This window comes from Desulfonatronum sp. SC1 (assembly GCF_003046795.1).
Classification (GTDB): domain Bacteria; phylum Desulfobacterota; class Desulfovibrionia; order Desulfovibrionales; family Desulfonatronaceae; genus Desulfonatronum.
Map to the genome: position 1 here is coordinate 29,906 of NZ_PZKN01000008.1, position 16,891 is coordinate 46,796.

15 protein-coding genes and 2 tRNA genes are annotated in these 16,891 nt (G+C 59.9%); 5 read left to right on the forward strand and 12 right to left on the reverse strand.

Annotated features, from left to right (window positions below):
- Positions 1-33 precede the first annotated feature (33 nt).
- From C6366_RS05985 to C6366_RS05995, 3 genes are all read left to right on the forward strand, one after another.
- Complete coding sequence (locus C6366_RS05985; protein WP_233248408.1) at positions 34-774, forward strand: ADP-ribosylglycohydrolase family protein; 741 nt, start codon at positions 34-36, stop codon at positions 772-774.
- 89 nt (positions 775-863) lie between these two features.
- Complete coding sequence (locus C6366_RS05990) at positions 864-1,325, forward strand: NfeD family protein (RefSeq protein ID WP_107736436.1); 462 nt, start codon at positions 864-866, stop codon at positions 1,323-1,325.
- Positions 1,326-1,337: 12 nt separating this feature from the next.
- On the forward strand, positions 1,338-2,303 hold the full coding sequence (locus C6366_RS05995; RefSeq protein ID WP_107736437.1) for an SPFH domain-containing protein: 966 nt from the start codon (positions 1,338-1,340) through the stop codon (positions 2,301-2,303).
- A 349-nt stretch (positions 2,304-2,652) separates the two neighbouring features.
- Here the strand turns inward: C6366_RS05995 and C6366_RS06000 are convergent.
- The 4 genes from C6366_RS06000 to thiM form a co-directional block, all read right to left on the reverse strand.
- Positions 2,653-2,728, reverse strand: a tRNA-Phe gene (locus C6366_RS06000).
- Positions 2,729-2,817: 89 nt separating this feature from the next.
- Positions 2,818-3,894 carry an A/G-specific adenine glycosylase gene (gene mutY / locus C6366_RS06005; RefSeq protein WP_107736438.1) on the reverse strand — a complete coding sequence of 359 codons (1,077 nt, stop codon included), beginning with the start codon at positions 3,892-3,894 and terminating at the stop codon, positions 2,818-2,820.
- Positions 3,887-6,181 carry a ribonuclease R gene (gene rnr, locus C6366_RS06010; protein ID WP_146164785.1) on the reverse strand — a complete coding sequence of 765 codons (2,295 nt, stop codon included), beginning with the start codon at positions 6,179-6,181 and terminating at the stop codon, positions 3,887-3,889. The genes mutY and rnr overlap by 8 nt, the downstream gene beginning before the upstream one ends.
- 255 nt (positions 6,182-6,436) lie before the next feature.
- Positions 6,437-7,252, reverse strand: coding sequence for a hydroxyethylthiazole kinase (gene thiM / locus C6366_RS06015; protein WP_107736440.1), 816 nt, complete (start codon positions 7,250-7,252; stop codon positions 6,437-6,439).
- A gap of 129 nt (positions 7,253-7,381) precedes the next feature.
- On the opposite strand from thiM, the gene uvrC reads away from it, so the two are divergent.
- Positions 7,382-9,331 carry an excinuclease ABC subunit UvrC gene (gene uvrC / locus C6366_RS06020; RefSeq protein ID WP_107736441.1) on the forward strand — a complete coding sequence of 650 codons (1,950 nt, stop codon included), beginning with the start codon at positions 7,382-7,384 and terminating at the stop codon, positions 9,329-9,331.
- Between the two features lie 12 nt (positions 9,332-9,343).
- Here uvrC and C6366_RS06025 read toward each other — a convergent pair whose 3' ends face one another.
- From C6366_RS06025 to C6366_RS06035, 3 genes are read right to left on the reverse strand one after another with little or no spacing between them, the layout of a single operon-like run.
- Entirely contained in the window at positions 9,344-10,078 is a 735-nt protein-coding gene (locus C6366_RS06025; protein WP_107736442.1) for a metal-dependent hydrolase, read from the reverse strand.
- A gap of 11 nt (positions 10,079-10,089) precedes the next feature.
- Complete coding sequence (locus tag C6366_RS06030) at positions 10,090-10,701, reverse strand: UbiX family flavin prenyltransferase (RefSeq protein WP_107736443.1); 612 nt, start codon at positions 10,699-10,701, stop codon at positions 10,090-10,092.
- Positions 10,702-10,707: 6 nt separating this feature from the next.
- A complete protein-coding gene (locus C6366_RS06035) occupies positions 10,708-12,117 on the reverse strand; it encodes a UbiD family decarboxylase (protein WP_146164786.1) in 1,410 nt (469 codons plus the stop codon).
- 97 nt (positions 12,118-12,214) lie between these two features.
- On the opposite strand from C6366_RS06035, the gene C6366_RS06040 reads away from it, so the two are divergent.
- Positions 12,215-12,291 (forward strand) — tRNA-Arg (locus C6366_RS06040).
- A 111-nt stretch (positions 12,292-12,402) separates the two neighbouring features.
- Here C6366_RS06040 and C6366_RS06045 read toward each other — a convergent pair.
- From C6366_RS06045 to C6366_RS06065, 5 genes are all read right to left on the reverse strand, one after another.
- Complete coding sequence (locus C6366_RS06045; RefSeq protein WP_107736445.1) at positions 12,403-12,825, reverse strand: DNA-binding protein; 423 nt, start codon at positions 12,823-12,825, stop codon at positions 12,403-12,405.
- A complete protein-coding gene (locus C6366_RS06050; protein ID WP_107736446.1) occupies positions 12,822-13,073 on the reverse strand; it encodes an AbrB/MazE/SpoVT family DNA-binding domain-containing protein in 252 nt (83 codons plus the stop codon). Before C6366_RS06050 ends, C6366_RS06045 begins: the two co-directional genes overlap by 4 nt.
- A gap of 214 nt (positions 13,074-13,287) precedes the next feature.
- The gene (locus C6366_RS06055; RefSeq protein WP_107736447.1) at positions 13,288-13,962 is read right to left on the reverse strand and encodes an HAD family hydrolase; all 675 of its coding nucleotides are present in this window, start codon (positions 13,960-13,962) and stop codon (positions 13,288-13,290) included.
- Positions 13,963-14,279: 317 nt separating this feature from the next.
- Positions 14,280-15,611, reverse strand: coding sequence for a sigma-54-dependent Fis family transcriptional regulator (locus C6366_RS06060; protein ID WP_107736448.1), 1,332 nt, complete (start codon positions 15,609-15,611; stop codon positions 14,280-14,282).
- Between the two features lie 9 nt (positions 15,612-15,620).
- Positions 15,621-16,835: a type II secretion system F family protein gene (locus C6366_RS06065; RefSeq protein ID WP_107736449.1), complete on the reverse strand. Its 1,215-nt coding sequence runs from the start codon at positions 16,833-16,835 to the stop codon at positions 15,621-15,623.
- Positions 16,836-16,891: the final 56 nt, after the last annotated feature.

Here is a 16,891-nt window from a genome sequence, read left to right on the forward strand (position 1 = left end):
GGTTGGGAGGGGGATGACTCGCCTCGTCGCGTCGTGTCTGTTCACTTTGGAATCAAAACGTCAGGGACAAGGCGGAGCGAGCAAGGCGTCAATATTAGTCAGGAATGGATATCAGTCAATAATAGTCAGGAATGGATATCAGTCAATAATAGTCAGGAATGGATATCTGTCAATCTCAATTCCGGCGACGATCTGCGGACTGCTGAAAAAGTACCCTTGAAACAGGGAGAAGCCCGAATCCCGGCATCGATGGAAAAACCTCAAGTCCTCTACTTTTTCGGCGAGCAGCGTACAATGATGCTTGCCAATTTGCCCACAACCGCGTCCAATCGCCCTGGTTCAACCCCGAGAACGTCCACCTTGACGATGTCGAGGGAATCAAAGGCGGACAGGCGACAGCCGCTGCCATCTTCCTGGCCAGGACGTAGGGATCGAAGAACAATATCAAGGAGTTCGTCGACCAAAAACCAGTACGACCTGAGCCGACACGTAGACGTAATTCGTCCCGAATATGCCTTTGACATCTCTTTACAGGGTACAGTGCCCCAAGCCATCCGGGCATTCTACGATTCAACGGACTTCGAGGATGCTATCCGCACCGCCGTTTCTCTGGGCGGGGACTGCGACACCCTGCCCTGCATCACCGGAGGGATTGCCCAAGCGTTTTACGGTGGTGTGCCGGTCGATATCCAGAGCAGGATCTATGCAATTCTGGATATGAAGCTGGGGGATGTTGCCAGGAAGTTTATGGAACGCTTTTGCGGCTTGCCATGAACCACATGTATGGTTCACAGTAGATTCCGTTACATCGGCACCGACATAACGATCTCATCCGTCCCATCATTTAATGACAAGGCTCCGATATGCTCCCAGATGCATGGATTTCCTCGTGGTTGCCGTGGTTTCTCGCTGCCATTGCTTTTGCAACCCTTGAATTGTTTCTGCCTGTTTTCGTTTTTCTCTTTTTTGGCATCGGCTGCCTGGGAGTTGCCCTAGCACTCCTTGTTTTTGACATCCATCTTTCACAACAGCTTGTTATCTTTATCATTGTGACAATTTCTTCGCTCGTGATGCTGCGAAAATGGATGATGGGCATATTTCGCGGTGTAACCACTGACCGTACTGATAAAGATTTTGACGATTTTCCTTATGGTGAACGGGTTCAGGTTCTGAGAGACATCAATCCGTCACAGCCAGGGCGGATTCAACACCGAGGAACTGCCTGGGATGCCGTGGCCGACGAGAGTATCGAGGCAGGCACAACAGTCGAGATTATCGGTTATGCCGCTACTTCACGCCAAACCTTTCAAGTTCGAAAAATCTAGAAGGAGTTCCTGATGAACGCCACTCTTATCGCCCTGCTGGTTCTTGCCGGTTTTATTATTGTTATTCTTCTGAAAACAGCCGTCATTGTTCCTCAAAAAAGCGAGTATATTGTGGAACGACTCGGCAAGTATAACAATACGCTTGGAGCTGGATTTCATATTTTATTCCCATTTATTGACCGTGTCGCCTACAAGTTCACATTGAAGGAAGAAGTTTTCGACATTCCCAGCCAAACATGCATCACAAAGGATAATGTGACCGTTGAGGTTGATGGACTTATCTATCTACAAATTGTGGATAGCAAGCAATCTGCCTACGGAATCAACGATTACCGCATGGCTGCATCCCAGTTGGCGCAAACGACATTGCGGTCCTGCATTGGCCGTATTGACCTGGACAAGACTTTCGAGGAGCGGGAGACCATCAACAGCCAAGTCGTCGAATCCATCGACCAGGCTGCGCAGGCATGGGGCGTGAAGGTCTTACGCTATGAGGTCAAGGACATTTTGCCGCCGGAGTCAGTAAAAAAAGCCATGGAGGCCCAGATGACGGCGGAGCGGGAAAAGCGTGCCGCCATCGCAAGATCCGAAGGCGAGCGTCAAGCCACGATCAACAGAGCGGAAGGAGATAGACAGGACGCCATCCTGCGTTCCGAGGGGGAAAAGCAAAAGCGGATCAATGAGGCGGAAGGGCGAGCCAGGGAGATACTCATCGTCGCCCAGGCCACCGCTGACGGGTTGAGCACGATTGCCAAGCAACTGGAAATGCCGGGTGGCCAGAACGCCGCGAACCTGAGGGTGGCTGAACAGTATGTCGTGGAGTTCGGAAAATTGGCCAAGTCTTCAAACACGATGATCATTCCAGGGAATATCGCCGACTTGGCGGGCATGGTATCTTCAGCCATGGCAGCATTTCAGAATGTGAAAAAGGGCAATATTGATGGTGGAACGGAAAGTTATCAATTCACAAACAGGTAAGTGTCGGGATGTGGCGAAGAGGCCCCAGGAAGAACTCGGCCTGAAATTACTCAACTGCATTGCGTCAGTCGCTTCACAGCTTTGACTTGGCTTATTCACATTTTTTTCTCAAAGTGTTTCCAGCCATCCATGCCTTAATTCACCGCTTTGATGCTTGCAGTGCATCAAAGCCGAGAGCTGGTCCTTGTTGAAGCAAGGGCAAGATGTAAGCAAGCTTTTTAGTCATATCAGGGGGTGGGAAAGAGGGTGGGAATGGCCCTTGGCATTCCCGAAACCAGAAAAGGCGGGAAAGAAATTCAGAAACAACAAAAAAAGGGTTACAGCATTTGCTGTAACCCTTTGATTTTCCTGGTGCCGAGGGACAGAATTGAACTGCCGACACGGGGATTTTCAGTCCCCTGCTCTACCGACTGAGCTACCTCGGCGGCGAAAGATTGAGCTTGTATCCAAAACTCCAAATCTTGGCAAGTGAATTTGGGAGGAATCTTTTCGTTTTCTTCAGCCGTTCGGAATGTCAGGAGAATGTTTGGTCTATAAGTTTGCGGTGGCCGGCGGGGAAGGCGTATTGGTTCAGCTCTTCCTGGCGGACCCAGCGATATTCCTGGGCCGCGGCGAGGATGGGCGGGGGCTTGGGTTGATCGTCTTCCAGGCGGCAGCGGTAGCAGTGGAGGGCCACGCGGTATTTGGTGTAGCCGTGGCGGATCACGGCGAGCTTGCGCGGGTCGTTCACCACGAAGCCGGTTTCTTCCATGTATTCGCGGATCAGGGTCTGCTCCGGGGTTTCCGCGCCTTCGATGGTTCCGCCGGGGAACTCCCACAACCCGGCCCAGACTCCGGTGGCCGGTCGCTTCTGGATGTAGATCAGCCCTTGGGCCATGAGTACGCCGGTGGCCACGTCGATGGGGATGTAGGTCACGGCCTTGGACGGAACCGGGCGCTCCAGGACGATGTCCAGGCGGCGGGCCTCGCAAATGTCGTGCAGGGGGCAGGAGGAGCAGCGTGGGCGGCGGGGAAGGCAGATCAGGGCACCCAGTTCCATCAGGGCCTGGCTGAAGTGTCGGATTTGTCCCGGCGGCGTCAGGGCCAAGGCCTGCTCGGCGATGAACGTGGCCGCGGCCCGTTGCCGGACCGGGACGTCCAGGTCGAAGATCCGGGCCATGACCCGGCTCACGTTGGCGTCCACCACGGCATGGGGTTGGTTGTAGGCAATGGCGCACACCGCGGCCGCGGTGTACGGCCCTATCCCGGGCAGGGCCAGCCAGCCGGCATGGTCCCGGGGCAGCGTTCCGGAGAGGTTGTCCATCACGTACCGGGACGCCCGGAGCAGGTTTCTGGCCCGGGTATAGTATCCAAGCCCTTCCCAGGCCGTCAGAACCTTGTCCTCCGGGGCCGCGGCCAGGACGCGGACATCCGGGAATCCGGCCATCCAGCGCTGAAAATAGCCCACCACCCGATCCATCTGGGTCTGCTGGAGCATGACCTCGGAAATCCAGACCTGGTAGGGATCATACGTCCTTCGCCAGGGCAGATCCCGGGCATGGGCCGCGAACCAGTCCAGCAGGGGGCGGGAGAAGGTGGACTGGTCAATCACGGCGGGATGAATCGGATTTTCGGCCGGTTTTCCGCGTGCCTTTCGGAGACTCTTTTGGGGTTTCCTTCTGGTCGTCCTTTTGGGCATTTTTACGGGCGCCTTTTCGGCTGGAGCCTTTCGCGGACCGCTTGGAAGGAGTTTCCTCAGGCGTCTTCTCCGGCTTAAGGGTCAGGTTGATCTCCAAGCGGGAGAGGCTGACGTCCTCCAGGATCACGGAAACCCGCTGCCCCATCCGGAAGGTTCGCCCGGTCCGCCGCCCCACCAGTTCGTGGCGCTCCGGGAAAAAGGCGTAATAGTCGTCGGTCAGCGAGGACAGCCGGACCATGCCGTCGGCCAGCAGATCGGACAGCTCCACGAAAAAGCCGAAGTCGGTCAGGGAGGAGATCACTCCGGAGAGTTCCTCGCCCACCCGATCCAGCAAAAACATCACCGTGACCCGCTTCAGGATCTCCCGCTCCGCGGCCATGGCCCGGCGCTCCCGGATGCTCAACTGATCGCCCAGAGTCTTAAGTTGTTTATTGGAGATTTTCGGGCCAAGCCCGGCCAGGGCGGTTTTCAGGGCCCGGTGCAGCTCCAGGTCGGCGTAGCGCCGGATAGGGGAGGTGAAGTGGGCGTAGCAGGTGGAGGCCAGGCCGAAGTGGCCGAGGTTTTCAGGGCTGTACTTGGCCTGCATCTGGCTGCGCAGGAGCAGCCGGTTGACCAGGAACTCCATGTCCGTGTCCTGGGCCGCGGCCAGAATGGCCTGCAAGGTTTTGGGGTCGGTCGGCTCGCCTTTCTTGGGGAGGCTGACGCCCAACTCAGTCTGCTGCAGAACCTTGAACAGGGCGCGCAGCTTGTCCGGGTCCGGCTGGTCGTGCACCCGGTAGAGCATGGACCGCCCGCGCTTGGTCAGGAATTCGGCCACGGCCTCGTTGGCCGCGATCATGAATTCCTCGATGATCTGGTGGGAAAAATGCCTGGGCCGGGATTGAATGTCCGCGGCTTCGCCCTGGACATCCAGGAGCACTGCCGGGTCCGGCAGATCAAAATCCAGGCTGCCTCGACCATGCCTGCGTTGCTTCAGTGCCCGGGCCAGGGTCGCGGCCCGGTCCAGCATGGTCAGCAGCGGACCCAGATCCCGGCGCACGGAATGGTCGTTTTCCTCCAGAGCCCGATGGACCTGCTCATAGGTCAGGCGGGCATGGCTCTGGATCACCGCGGCGTAAAAGTCGGAGCGGAGAATCTTGCCGTCCGGGGAAAAGTCCATTTCCGCGACCATGGCCAAGCGGGGCTCGTCGGGGTTCAGGCTGCACAGACCGTTGGACAACCGCTCCGGAAACATGGGCTCCACGGATTTGGGAAAATAATAGGAGTTGCCCCGTTCCCGGGCCTCCTCGTCCAGGGGGGTGAAGGGCGCGACGTAATGGGCCACGTCCGCGATGGCCACCCAGAGGGTGAAACCCTGGGCGATTTTCTTGACGCAGACCGCGTCGTCAAAGTCCTTGGCCGTTTCACCGTCAATGGTCACCAGGGGCAGTTCGCGCAGATCCGCGCGGCTTTTGAAGTCCTCCTGAGCCGGTTTCTCAGGCAAGGCTTCAGCCTGCTCCAGGGCTGCCTCCGGAAATCCGGCGGGCACGTGATGGTTAAATTTGACTATCTGCTCCTGGACGTCGAGGTTGATCTCCGATCCCAGCACGGACTTGATGGTGCCGGACCAGAGATGTTCCTCCAGCCGCTCGCCGATCCGGGCCAGGACGATGTCGTTCTTGCGCGGTTGCAGATCCGGGTCGGATGAGGTCAAAAGCAAATGAAAGCCCAGCTTGGGGTCCGTGGCCTGGGCCAGCCATTGGCCCCGTCCCCTGGCGTCCAGGATGCGCACGGCGTAGATCTCGGTCTTCCGTTCCAGCACCCGGACCACGCGCCCCTCCGGATTACGGCCGCGGCGTTTGGGCATCAGGGCCACGGCCACCTTGTCTCCGTGGCGGGCGTCGCCCAGATCACGGGGGCTTACGAAGACGTCCTTTCCGCTGCTGTCCTCCGGCAGCACGAACCCCACCCCGGAGCGCTGGATTTCCAGTTCTCCGGTGATGATCCGCATGGTCTCGGCCAGACCGTAGGCGTCGCGCATCTGGATGATCCGACCTTCCCGGACCAGTTGGTTCAACGTCTCGGTCAGATCGTCACTTTGCCGCTTTCCTCCTCCCAAAAGTTGGGACAATTCGGCGTAAGCCAGGGGAGTGCGGGCCTTGCGGAAAGCCTGGAGCACGCTCTCCGGTGTCAAGGCGTCTGATCGATTTTTTCGGGCCATGGCGGTCACGTCCTTTGGCAAGTGGTTAACAATCCGTTGAAAAACTCCTAATTGCTGCGTCGCTGTAAAAAGTTCAAACTCTCCCGTATCAATAAATACGCTTCGACCTTGATTCGATTGCCAGGACGGCAAATCGAAAATGTGGCGAAGCCACACCGTGAGGGCCGGACACAGGACGTGTCCGGTAGCTTTTCTTGCTCCTTGCACTTGGGGTTTTTGAACGGACTGTCGAGATAGGACTTTTTCATCACTCGGTTAAGCGGAGCATGCCTCCGCCCGCAACATCTGATCATCCCCGACCAGGGCCAGAATGTCCAGGAAGGCCGGTTCAAAGCTGCCCGGTCCGGTGGATTTCAGGGCCGCCAGCTCTCCGGCCACATTGTAGAGGGCCATGGCGGCCACGGCCCCGGCCAGGGTCTCGCCTCCCGCGCCGACGAACGCGGCCACGGTGGAACTCAGGGCGCAGCCCATGCCGGTGATCTTGGTCATCAGGGGAGAGCCCCCGGACAGGCGGACGGTGCATCGCCCGTCCGTGACCAGATCCCGCTCCCCGGAAACAGCCACCACGCAGTTCAGTTTGACGGCCAGGTTCCGTGCCGTTTCGGCGATTTCCTCCACGCCATGCACGGCGTCCACGCCCCTGGCGCCTCCCTGGGCCCCGGAAACGGCCAGGATTTCGGACGGGTTGCCGCGGAGCACGGAGATTCGGACGGCGTCCAGAATCCGGATCACGGTTTCGGTCCGAAAGCGGGTCGCCCCGGCCCCCACCGGATCCAGGACCACCGGCTTGTTCAGCGCATTGGCCTTCTTCCCGGCCAGGATCATGGCCTCCACCCAGGGGCCGCTCAAGGTGCCGATGTTCAGGGCCAAAGCGTTGGCCAGGGACGTCATCTCCTCCACCTCCTCCGGAGCGTGGGCCATCACCGGATAGGCGCCCTGGGCCAGCAGCACGTTGGCCGTCACGCCCATGACAACGTAATTGGTGATGTTGTGAACCAGCGGCCCGGCCCGGCGCATGGTCCGGAGCTGCTCTGCCGCGATTTCCGGCCATTGTTTTTCTGTGTCGTGCATGATCTCTCCTGGTAATGATTTGTTATATTTTCGTCACCGGCGACCGGTTGAGCCCGGAGGCCGGAGGCGTTAGACTGATCCGCTTCGCGTCCTCTCCGAACAACCCGCCCAATTATTCATTCACACGTCATGACTGAACCAATTGCTTTAAATCCCCGCCGTGAGGAACCGAGGTCGCTTGCCGCCTCACGGGATCATCCCGAAGGCCCTGGGGTCTATCTGTTCAAGGACGCCAAGGGGCGGATTCTCTATGTCGGCAAGGCCAAGAACCTGCGCCGCCGGTTGGCGTCCTACTTTCGGCCTCCAGCGCAGCTTCCGCTCAAAACCCGGGCCATGGTCGCCAAGTCGGCGGCGGTGGACACGCTGTGCACCACCACGGAGAAGGAAGCCCTGCTTCTGGAGTCCAGCCTGATCAAGAAGCATCGTCCCCGTTACAACATCTGCCTGCGTGACGACAAGCAGTACGTGCTGTTCAAACTGGACGCCCAGACTGAATACCCTCGTCTGACTTTGACGCGCAGGGTGCTTAAGGACGGAGCCCTGTACTACGGCCCGTTCATCTCCTCTCAAGCCGCCCGCCAGACCCTCAAGGCCGTGCATCGCCTGTTCAATCTGCGTCGCTGCAAGGACACGATGTTCCGCAACCGGGTCCGGCCCTGTCTCTATCACCACATGGGCCAGTGCCTCGGACCCTGCGTACTGGATGTTTCCCGTGATGACTACGCGGATATGGTCCGGCGGGTGCGGATGTTCCTGGGCGGCCGCTCCCGAGAGTTGGCGACCGTTTTGAGCCGGAGCATGCAGGAGCACTCCGAGCGACTGGAGTACGAAAAGGCCGCGGAGATCCGCGACCTGCTCAAAGGCGTTCAGCAGACCCTGGAGCGCCAGGCGGTCGTGCTTTCCGACGAGCTGGACCGGGACGTGATCGGCTTGGTTCGCGACGCGCGGGGCGTGGGGCTGAGCATTCTGTTCATTCGCCAGGGGCGGCTTCTGGATAGCAAAAGTTTTTTCTGGCCTACAGTGGAAGAAACCGTCGGTGACGCAGGGGCATCGTCCGGCCTGTTCGATGACTCGAAAGCCGGTCGCCACGAGGCCGTGGCCGGACCGGAAGGGGAAGCGGACCACGGCCTGGAGGACGAGGAGGGCGGCGGCGCGTTGCTGGAAAGCTTTCTTGTCCAGTTCTACGGTCCGGAGCGGTTCATTCCGGAGCGGATCATCCTGCCCGCGTGGTTGGCGGAAACAGTGGGGAACGACTCTATTGTCCAGGTGCTGACCGAACGTCGTGGGGCACAGGTTCGGTTGACCGCGGCCCGGGGCGAGGCCCAGCGACGGCTGGTGGAGATGGCCGAGGCTAATGCGCTGGAGACCATGAAGCGGCGGGAGCCGGACCTGGCCGTGCTCTTGGCCGACGCCCTGCGCTTGGCGGCACCGGTTCGGCGCATCGAAGCCGTGGACGTCTCGCATCTGGGCGGGCAGGGCGTTCGAGTGGGTATGGTGGTCTTTGAGGACGGACGACCGCGCAAGGACGCCTACCGCATCCACGCCATGCCTGAGCTGGAAGGAACCCATGACGACTACCTGGCCCTGACCCACTGGGCCGAACGGCGGATCGAGGCCGGACCGCCGTGGCCGGATCTGCTGCTCATCGACGGCGGCCTGGGGCAGCTCGCCGCCGTGGGGAGAGTCAGTTCCGCCGCGGGTCTGGAACAAACATGGAACCTGGCCTCCATGGCCAAGGCCGGTCGCCGGGGCGGAGAACTGGGGGACAAAGTGTTCCGTCCGGGCCGCAAGAATCCGCTGCCGCTGCGGCCTGGAAGCAAGGAGCTGCTTTTTTTGCAGCAAATCCGGGATGCGGCGCATCGGTTCGTGATCTCCCGGCAGCGCAAGGCCCGCGAGCGCAAGGCCCTGGACACCAAATTGGAAGCCATCCCCGGCGTGGGGCCGAAGACCGCTCGTTTGCTCTGGGATTACTACCCGGATATTTCGGCTATGACTCGGGCCTCCCTGGAAGAATTGACGGCCCTGCCCGGTCTTGGGGCGGACAGGGCCAAGAAAGTTTATGAAGGGTTGCGGGGGTGATCGGGTAAGGCGTCATTCATCCGCGATCCGAGCCGCGAAATCCAGATTCTGCTTGCCCATGTTCAGGGTTTGGCCAGGCTTCATGGCATTGAGCCGGACCTTCGGGGCGTGGATGCCAAGTTGTTCGGCGAAGCTGTCGCAGTTCTGCTCTAGAACCGGGAACGAACCCCAGTGCATGGGCACGACTTCCCCGCACTGGAGCAGGGCGCAGGCCATGGCCGCCTGCCGGGGATCCATGGTGAACACTCCGCCGATGGGCAGCAGGGCCAGGTCGATGTTGAACAGCCGCCCGTAGAGTTCCATGGTCGAGAAAATGCCCGTGTCCCCGGCGTGGTAGACGCAGGTCCCGTCTTCCAGGGTCAGGATGTAGCCCACGGCCAGGCCGGTTTCCGAGGAGTGCTGGGCCTGGACCATGGTTGCCTGGAGGGTGTGGAAGCGCACCGTGCCGCCGATGTTCATGCCGGTGCCGTTGACCACTTGATCCGCAGGAAGGCCGAGGTTTTTGAGCTTGGCCACGGTTTCCACGACGCCGAGAAGGTGTGCTCCGGTCCGCCGGCAGATTTCCACGGCCTGACCGACATGGTCCCCATGGTCGTGGGTGATCAGCACCAGGTCCACCTTGTCCAAGGCTTCGTGGGAGGTTCGCGAGGACGGGTTGCCCTCGAACCAGGGGTCGATCAGCACGCTCAGGCTGGGCGTGACGATTTGAAAAGCCGCGTGTCCATGCCAGATCAATCGATGTTCCATGTCGTTCCTCCTCATTGGCGTGTCTCGGTTGGTGACGGCTCCAGACCGGGGGCGTCCTCTCCCCAGCGTCGCGTCGCGTCGTGATCCACGTCCAGCGCGTCCAGTATCCGACCGCAGAGTTGTTCCGTCAGATCCTGGATGGTCCGGGGGCGGTGATAGAATCCCGGACTGGCGGGCAGCACCACGGCTCCGGCCCTGGTCGCGGCCAGCATGTTTTCCAGGTGAATGCTGTTCAGCGGCGTTTCCCGGGTGACCAGAATCAGCCGACGCCGCTCCTTGAGCGTGACGTCCGCGGATCGGTGGATCAGGTTGCTGCCCAGCCCCCGGGCAATGGCCGCCAGGCTGGCCATGGAGCAGGGGCAGACCACCATGCCCTGATGTTGCCAGGATCCGCTGGCCGGCGGCGCGGCCAGATCGTCTTGGGAATAGGCGCGAAATGCCTTGTTCAGCAGTTCCTCGCGGGGCGTGCCCAGTTCCTGGTTCCAAACCAGCCAGCCGGCCTTGGAAACGATCAAATGCAGTTCGCGGCGATCGCCCAGCATTTCCGCCAGGGTCCGGGCATAGGGCATGCCGCTGGCTCCGGTGACGGCCAGGACGATGCGGTTTCGAGCGGATGGGGGCATAGAGGGCTACCTTTTTCGCAGGGTTTGCCAGAGTCGGCGGACGGTCTCGGTGAAGTGCGGATCAGGATGGCTGGGCATGGGCTGGGCTGGAGGTTTGGCTCGGGCGTCCAGGAGTAGTTTACCGCCCCGGCCCGGCGTCGTTGATGGGTGCCATGGGGCCAGCGGACCTTGGATACGGACCATGTCCCGATCCGGGTCCAGGCAGTTGCCCAACCGCCAAAAAACTTGCGAAACGTCAGTGCAGTCAACGAATTCATCCACGGCCACCAGGAATCGAAATCGGCGCAGCTCACGTTTCTCGCTCAAGCAACGCAGCAACTCCAACGCAGCATTTGGTGGGTCCCGCTGGTCCGAGTCCAGGGTGACGAACAGGAAATTCTGGTAGATGCCCTCCATGGGCAGGGCGATGTCCCGGATTTCCGGATACGCGGCGCAGAGTCGTGCCCGGAGCATCGCTTCCTGGGCCTTTGCCATCCAGGTGCTTTCCGAAGGCGGAGGCCCGGCGACGATGCAGGGCTGAACCGGGTCCAAGGCTTGGGTGATGGCGCGTAGTCTCAAGACCGGGCAGGGGCGTGGAGTGCTCAGCAGCCCGGTGTGATTGCCGAAGGGGCCTTCCAAAGCCCGTTCTCCGGGCAGCGCGTGTCCCTCCAGGACAAATTGGCTTGTGGCCGGGATCAGCAGGTCCACCGTGCTGCAACGGGCCATGGGCAGCCGGGAACTCGTCACGCGGGCCGTGAATTCCAATTCGTCCACCTCCCGGGGCAGGGACAGCCCGGCGGCCAGGAGCACGGCTGGAGGCGCGCCCAGGGCCACGGCGACTTCCAGCGGCTGGTTCATATCTTCAGCCGCGTGAAAATGCTCCGCCGCGTCGCTGCCCGGATGCCAGCCCAGAGTAGCCCTGGTATTGTCCAATATTTGAAGACGATAGATTCCCGCGTTGCGTCTTCCGGTCCGGGGGTGCCTTGTCACGACCACCCCGGCGGTCAGACAGGGTCCGGCGTCACCGGGCCAGAGCGTGATGCGCGGCAGGTGCTCAAAGCTGGCTTCAGATCCGGCAAGGGAATGCTCTTGGCAGGGCGGTTCATCGACGATCTCCATGGCGTCGTCGAGATCAGAACTGTCGGAGGAGGCAGGAGCGGGATCTGGATTTTGCCGCAAAAGATTAAAAGCCGTGTTCCCGAATTCTCGTAGGGAGGCGTGGTTCAGGGCCAGGGCTATGCGGCCTTCAGAGGCCAGGGCGTTGGTCAGGATGGGATGCTTCGAGTCGCGGGCATTCCTGAAAAGCAGAGCCGGTCCTTGTTCGCGAACGGCCATGGCGGTCAAGGCGGCTATCTCCAAATGTGGATCTACCGGCACGTCGACGACCATCAACGCATCACGCCGGTCGAGCTCCTCCAGATAAAAGGGTAAGTCCATGGGACGCAGTGTAGGCGATCCCCGGAAAAAATCCAATCACGACCAAGTTCGATTTCCTTGACAATCGTCCAGCCGTAAAGGTAAGTAGACTCTTTTAGGGCAATTAGCTCAGTTGGATAGAGCGTTGGCCTCCGGAGCCAAAGGCCGCAGGTTCGAATCCTGCATTGCCCACCAGGAAAAACAAGGGGTTACGATGAAAATCGTAACCCCTTTTTTTGTGTGCTCGGCAGGGAATGGTCATTAGTCAAACTCCTTCAGTCTGGCCAGGGTAAGGCGGGAATAGTCTTATGGTTCGCCGCATTGGGCTTGTTCGAGAAAGGTTGAGACAGTACAGATGGTTATGCCTTCGGTCTGCGAAGAGGTGTTCATGAATCGGCCGAAATGGCGCAGATCTCCTGTCAGCAGGTGGGTGGCTCTGGAGTGCAGGGCCGCGAGAAATATGGGGGCGTCCTTGGCCGGCAGGCCCAGGGTGCAGGACTGGTTGTTTGCCGCGGACACGACAAGAACGCTCTTGAGCAGCATTTCCAGACGAGGCAGGCATGCGGGATATTTCAGCCGCAGGTTGTGCCTGGCTTCTTCCACCGCCTGACCGGAAGTGACAATGGCCCAGTGCCCCAGGGCGGCCAGGTCAAAAACCAGGGAAGCCTTGCCGGTTGGATTGTGCGCTGCCGTGAACAACACGTTGGCGTCCAGAAACAGGCGGTTCACGGTTTATCTCGGAATCGTTTGAGAATAGCCTCGCGCTCCTTGGCGGGAAGATGATCCTCCGCATCCCAGGCGGCAATATCCTGATCAGAGTAGGTGTCGACCTCCATGACCACCGCCGGCTTGAGAATGATTGTCCCCTGCCCTTCCTCGGCGATGACCACGCCGCCAGCCGTAATACCGAGGCGTTTGCGCAACACGGCCGGCAGGGTGATCTGACCGCGACTGGATACAGTAAGCGTTTCACGCATGGTCGTTCTCCTTGTTGCCTCTTTCCATACTGAAATTGCAGAAATTCCGCAATGCGGAAAATATGGGCTATAGAGAATGAAAAGCGATTATTCTCTCAGGCGCACCTCGGTTGGTTGAAAATCCGGTCAACGGGTCAGGCGAGGGGGGAGAAGGGGGAGGTTGAGCAACAGAGCTGCAAAACCCTTCAACCTGTTCCAGTGCCAGTCTTTACGATCAACAGTCAGAGTCCAGCCAGTCCAGCAGTTCTTTTGGGGATTGCAAGATCGCGCGTGCTCCGGCGGCGAGGAGTTCTTCCGGGCCGCGGAAGCCCCAGGCCGCACCCAGCGGGGTCATGCCGGCGGCTTTGGCGGTGTGCATGTCCACGTTGGAATCGCCGAGGAAGAGGATGGTCTCGGGGGGGAGCCCCAGGTGTTTGGCCGTTTCCAGGGCCGTGGTCGGGTCGGGCTTGCTGGGTTTTTCCGGGTGCGCACCCATGACCACTTGGAAAAGGTTTGCCGGGAAAAAGTGATCGACCATGGCCGCGGTGGCGTCATGGGGCTTGTTGGAAAGCACGGTCATTGGGACGCTCTTGTCCCGCAAGGTGTTCAAGAGGTGATCGATCCCAGGGTACGGCTTGGTCTTGTTGGCCCATCCGTGGGCGTAGGTCTCCCGCATTTCCAAAACGATTTCCGCGACCCGCCTGTCTTCCCCGCGCTCTTCCTCCGGCATGGCCCGGCGGACCAGCATGGTTACACCGTTGCCGATGAACCTACGGTAGGCGTCCAATGGGTGCGTGGGCCAGTGGTGGTCGGCCAGGACCGTATTCATGGCGTCGGCCAGATCCTCCAGTGTGTTGAGCAGGGTTCCGTCAAGGTCGAAGATCACGCCTTGGGGGTGAATGGCGGGCATCTGGATATCTCCTGGTGAACTGATTTTGAAGCGTGGTCGGCAAATGGAGATAAAGGTTACAGCTCAATAAGACGGGGCAACCAACCGCCGCGGGTTCCGTGCTGCCTGGATACCGGCCTGCGTCGACGCTTTGCCGCTATGGCGGATGGGAGTGCCGTGTCGGTTGAGTTCCTTCAGCCGTCACCCCGGCGCAGGCCGGGGTCCAGGTGTTTTCGTGAGGTTCAGTTGCCCGGAGCTACAGAACAGTTACAGCTGAAGCAATCGAAATCAGGTTAGGTAATCGCGTTTAAACTTGGAATAATAGGGTATTGTGTGCTTCATTCATTGCTTTTGAACGCCTTGGCGTCGATCTCCAGCTTTTTGATCCGGTGCCAAAGGCTGCGCTCCTTGATGCCTAGGAGTCGGGCCGCCTTGGATTGGACGCCGTCCGTTCGGGCCAGAGCGGATTCGATCATGGAACGTTCCAGGGTCTCCAGACGATGATCCAGGGAGGAATCGTCTTCAAGACACGTTGATTTCCTCTTATCAGCAATGGGCGGAGTGGCTGGCGACGGCCCGAGGCCCGGCAGGTGTTCCGGCCGGAGTTCCTCGTAGTCGGCCAGAACGGCGGCCCGTTCCAGCACGTTGCGGAGTTCCCGTGCATTGCCCGGCCAGTCGTGGGCCATGAGCAGGCTCAGGGCTTGGCCGGAGAGACGCGGTGCGTGATCAGGCTTTGTGAGAAAGTGGTCGGCCAGCTGGGGGATGTCCTCCCGGCGCTCGCGTAGAGGCGGCAGATGCAGGGGGAAGACGTTCAGGCGGTGCAAAAGATCATCGCGGAATGTTCCCCGCCGCGCCATATCGGCGATATTCCGATTGGTTGCCGCCACGATTCTGACGTCGCAGCGGATGGTTTTGGTTCCGCCGATCCGTTCCACGGAGCCGGTTTCCAGCATGCGCAGAATCTTGGCCTGTACGGACAACGGCATGTCGCCGATCTCGTCCAGGAAGAGCGTGCCGCCGTGGGCCAGCTCGAACTTGCCCTGTTTGGCCGTCGCGGCACCGGTAAAGGCCCCTTTTTCGTAGCCGAACAGTTCGCTTTCCAGAAGATTTTCGGGGATGGCCGCGCAATTGATCGGAATCAGCGGACCGTCGCGACGTCCGCTCTGGGCGTGGATGGCCCGGGCCGCGAGTTCCTTGCCCGTGCCGGATTCTCCGGTCAGCAGGACCGAGGTCGTTGTCGGCGCGACCTTCATGATCTGGCCGAGGACGGAACGCATGGAACGGCTCTGGGCCACGATTTCCGGGAACAGGGCCTTGGCGTCCAGGCGGGACAGGGCCAGGCCCACCTGTTCAAGAGCCAGGCGGTACTCTTCGAGATCGCTTCTCGGAGCAGGGGCCGCGCTGTCCGGGGATCTGTCCGGAATGACGCCGGACTTGCGGGCCGAGGCCAGAAAGCGACGGACGGGGCGCAGGATGACGTACAGCAGCAGGGCGCAGGAAGTGGAGGTGGTCGCGGCGATCAGCAAGGCGACCCAGTGCAGGTTTCCCAGAAAATCGCGTTGGAAGGGCGGAGCGTAGCTGCTCAGAAACAGGGTCAGCACGGCAGTACCGGCCACGATTACTGGAACGAGCACGACCAGACTGACGTGAAACCCCGTGCTTCGTGCCATTCTCCCTCTCTACACGGTCTTGGTCAGATCCCACATGGGCATGAAAATGGCCAGGGCGAAGAAGCCGACCACCCCGGAGAGCAGCAGAATCAGAATCGGCCCGATCATTTCGGACATCCGCCCGATGGCGTATTCCACTTCATAGTCGTAATGGTCGGCCACGGCTTGAAGCATTTCGTCCAGGTTTCCGGTTTCCTCTCCCACCGCGATCATGCTGATGATCATCGGGGTGAAGCACTTGGATGATCGAAGCGGCCCGGAAATACCTCGACCTTCCCGCAGTTTTTCACGTAGAATGCTGAAATCCTTACTGATGGCAGCGTTGCCGATAACGTCGGAAAGAATGCCGATGGAGTCCAGGATGGAAACTCCGCTGGCCTGCAGCAGGGAAAAAATACTCGCGAACCGGGTCATGGCTGCTTTTTGAAGGACCGGGCCGATTAGGGGGATTTTCAGAAAGAGCGCGTCCCGGGTTATCTGGCCCTGCTTGGTGCGACAGACGAGATAGAGGGTCAGGATGGTCAGGGCGATGCCGCCGAGCATCAGGTGCCAGTAGTTCACCAGACCGTTGTACATATGCACGATGACCTGGGTGGGAAAGGGGAGTTCAAGGCCGGCCCCATCGAAAATGGAGATGAACTGCGGAACGACGAAGGTCAGCAGGAACAAGAACGCCCCGATCAGCGTCACCAGGATCACGGCGGGATAGGTCAGGGCGGACTTGATCTGCTTTTTGACCTTGTTTTCGTGGGTAGTCAGATAGATCAGCCGCTCCAGGACGGTGGTTAGCGTACCGCTGATTTCTCCAGCCCGGACCATGGCCAGGTACAGAGGATTGAATATTTTTGGGTGCTTGGAAAAGGCCGCGTGCAGGGAAGCGCCTTGGCGGATGTCGTCGCGGATGGTGGCGAGAGCCTGGCGCAGGGTCTGATTTTCCGTCTGGTGCTCCAGAACGTCGAGCAGGGAGATGACGGTCATCCCGGCGCCGAGCATGGTCTTGAACTGCTTGGTGAACAGAATCAGATCCTCGTCCGTGGGCTTTGGCTGTAACAGGGACGAGAATGCGCCTTTCCCGTCGGCGCTGCTGGTGGCCGCGCCGACGGAGCGCGGTATCAATCCTCTGGCGGCGACTTTGGTCTTGGCTGCCTGTTCTGAGTCGGCTTCCACCTCGCCGGAGACAGTGGTCCCCGCGTCGGTCATGGCTTGGTATTTGTACTTAGGCATGTTTTTTCGGAGTCAGGAGTCAGGTATCAGGAGGTCAGAAGGAACCATTGAACTAT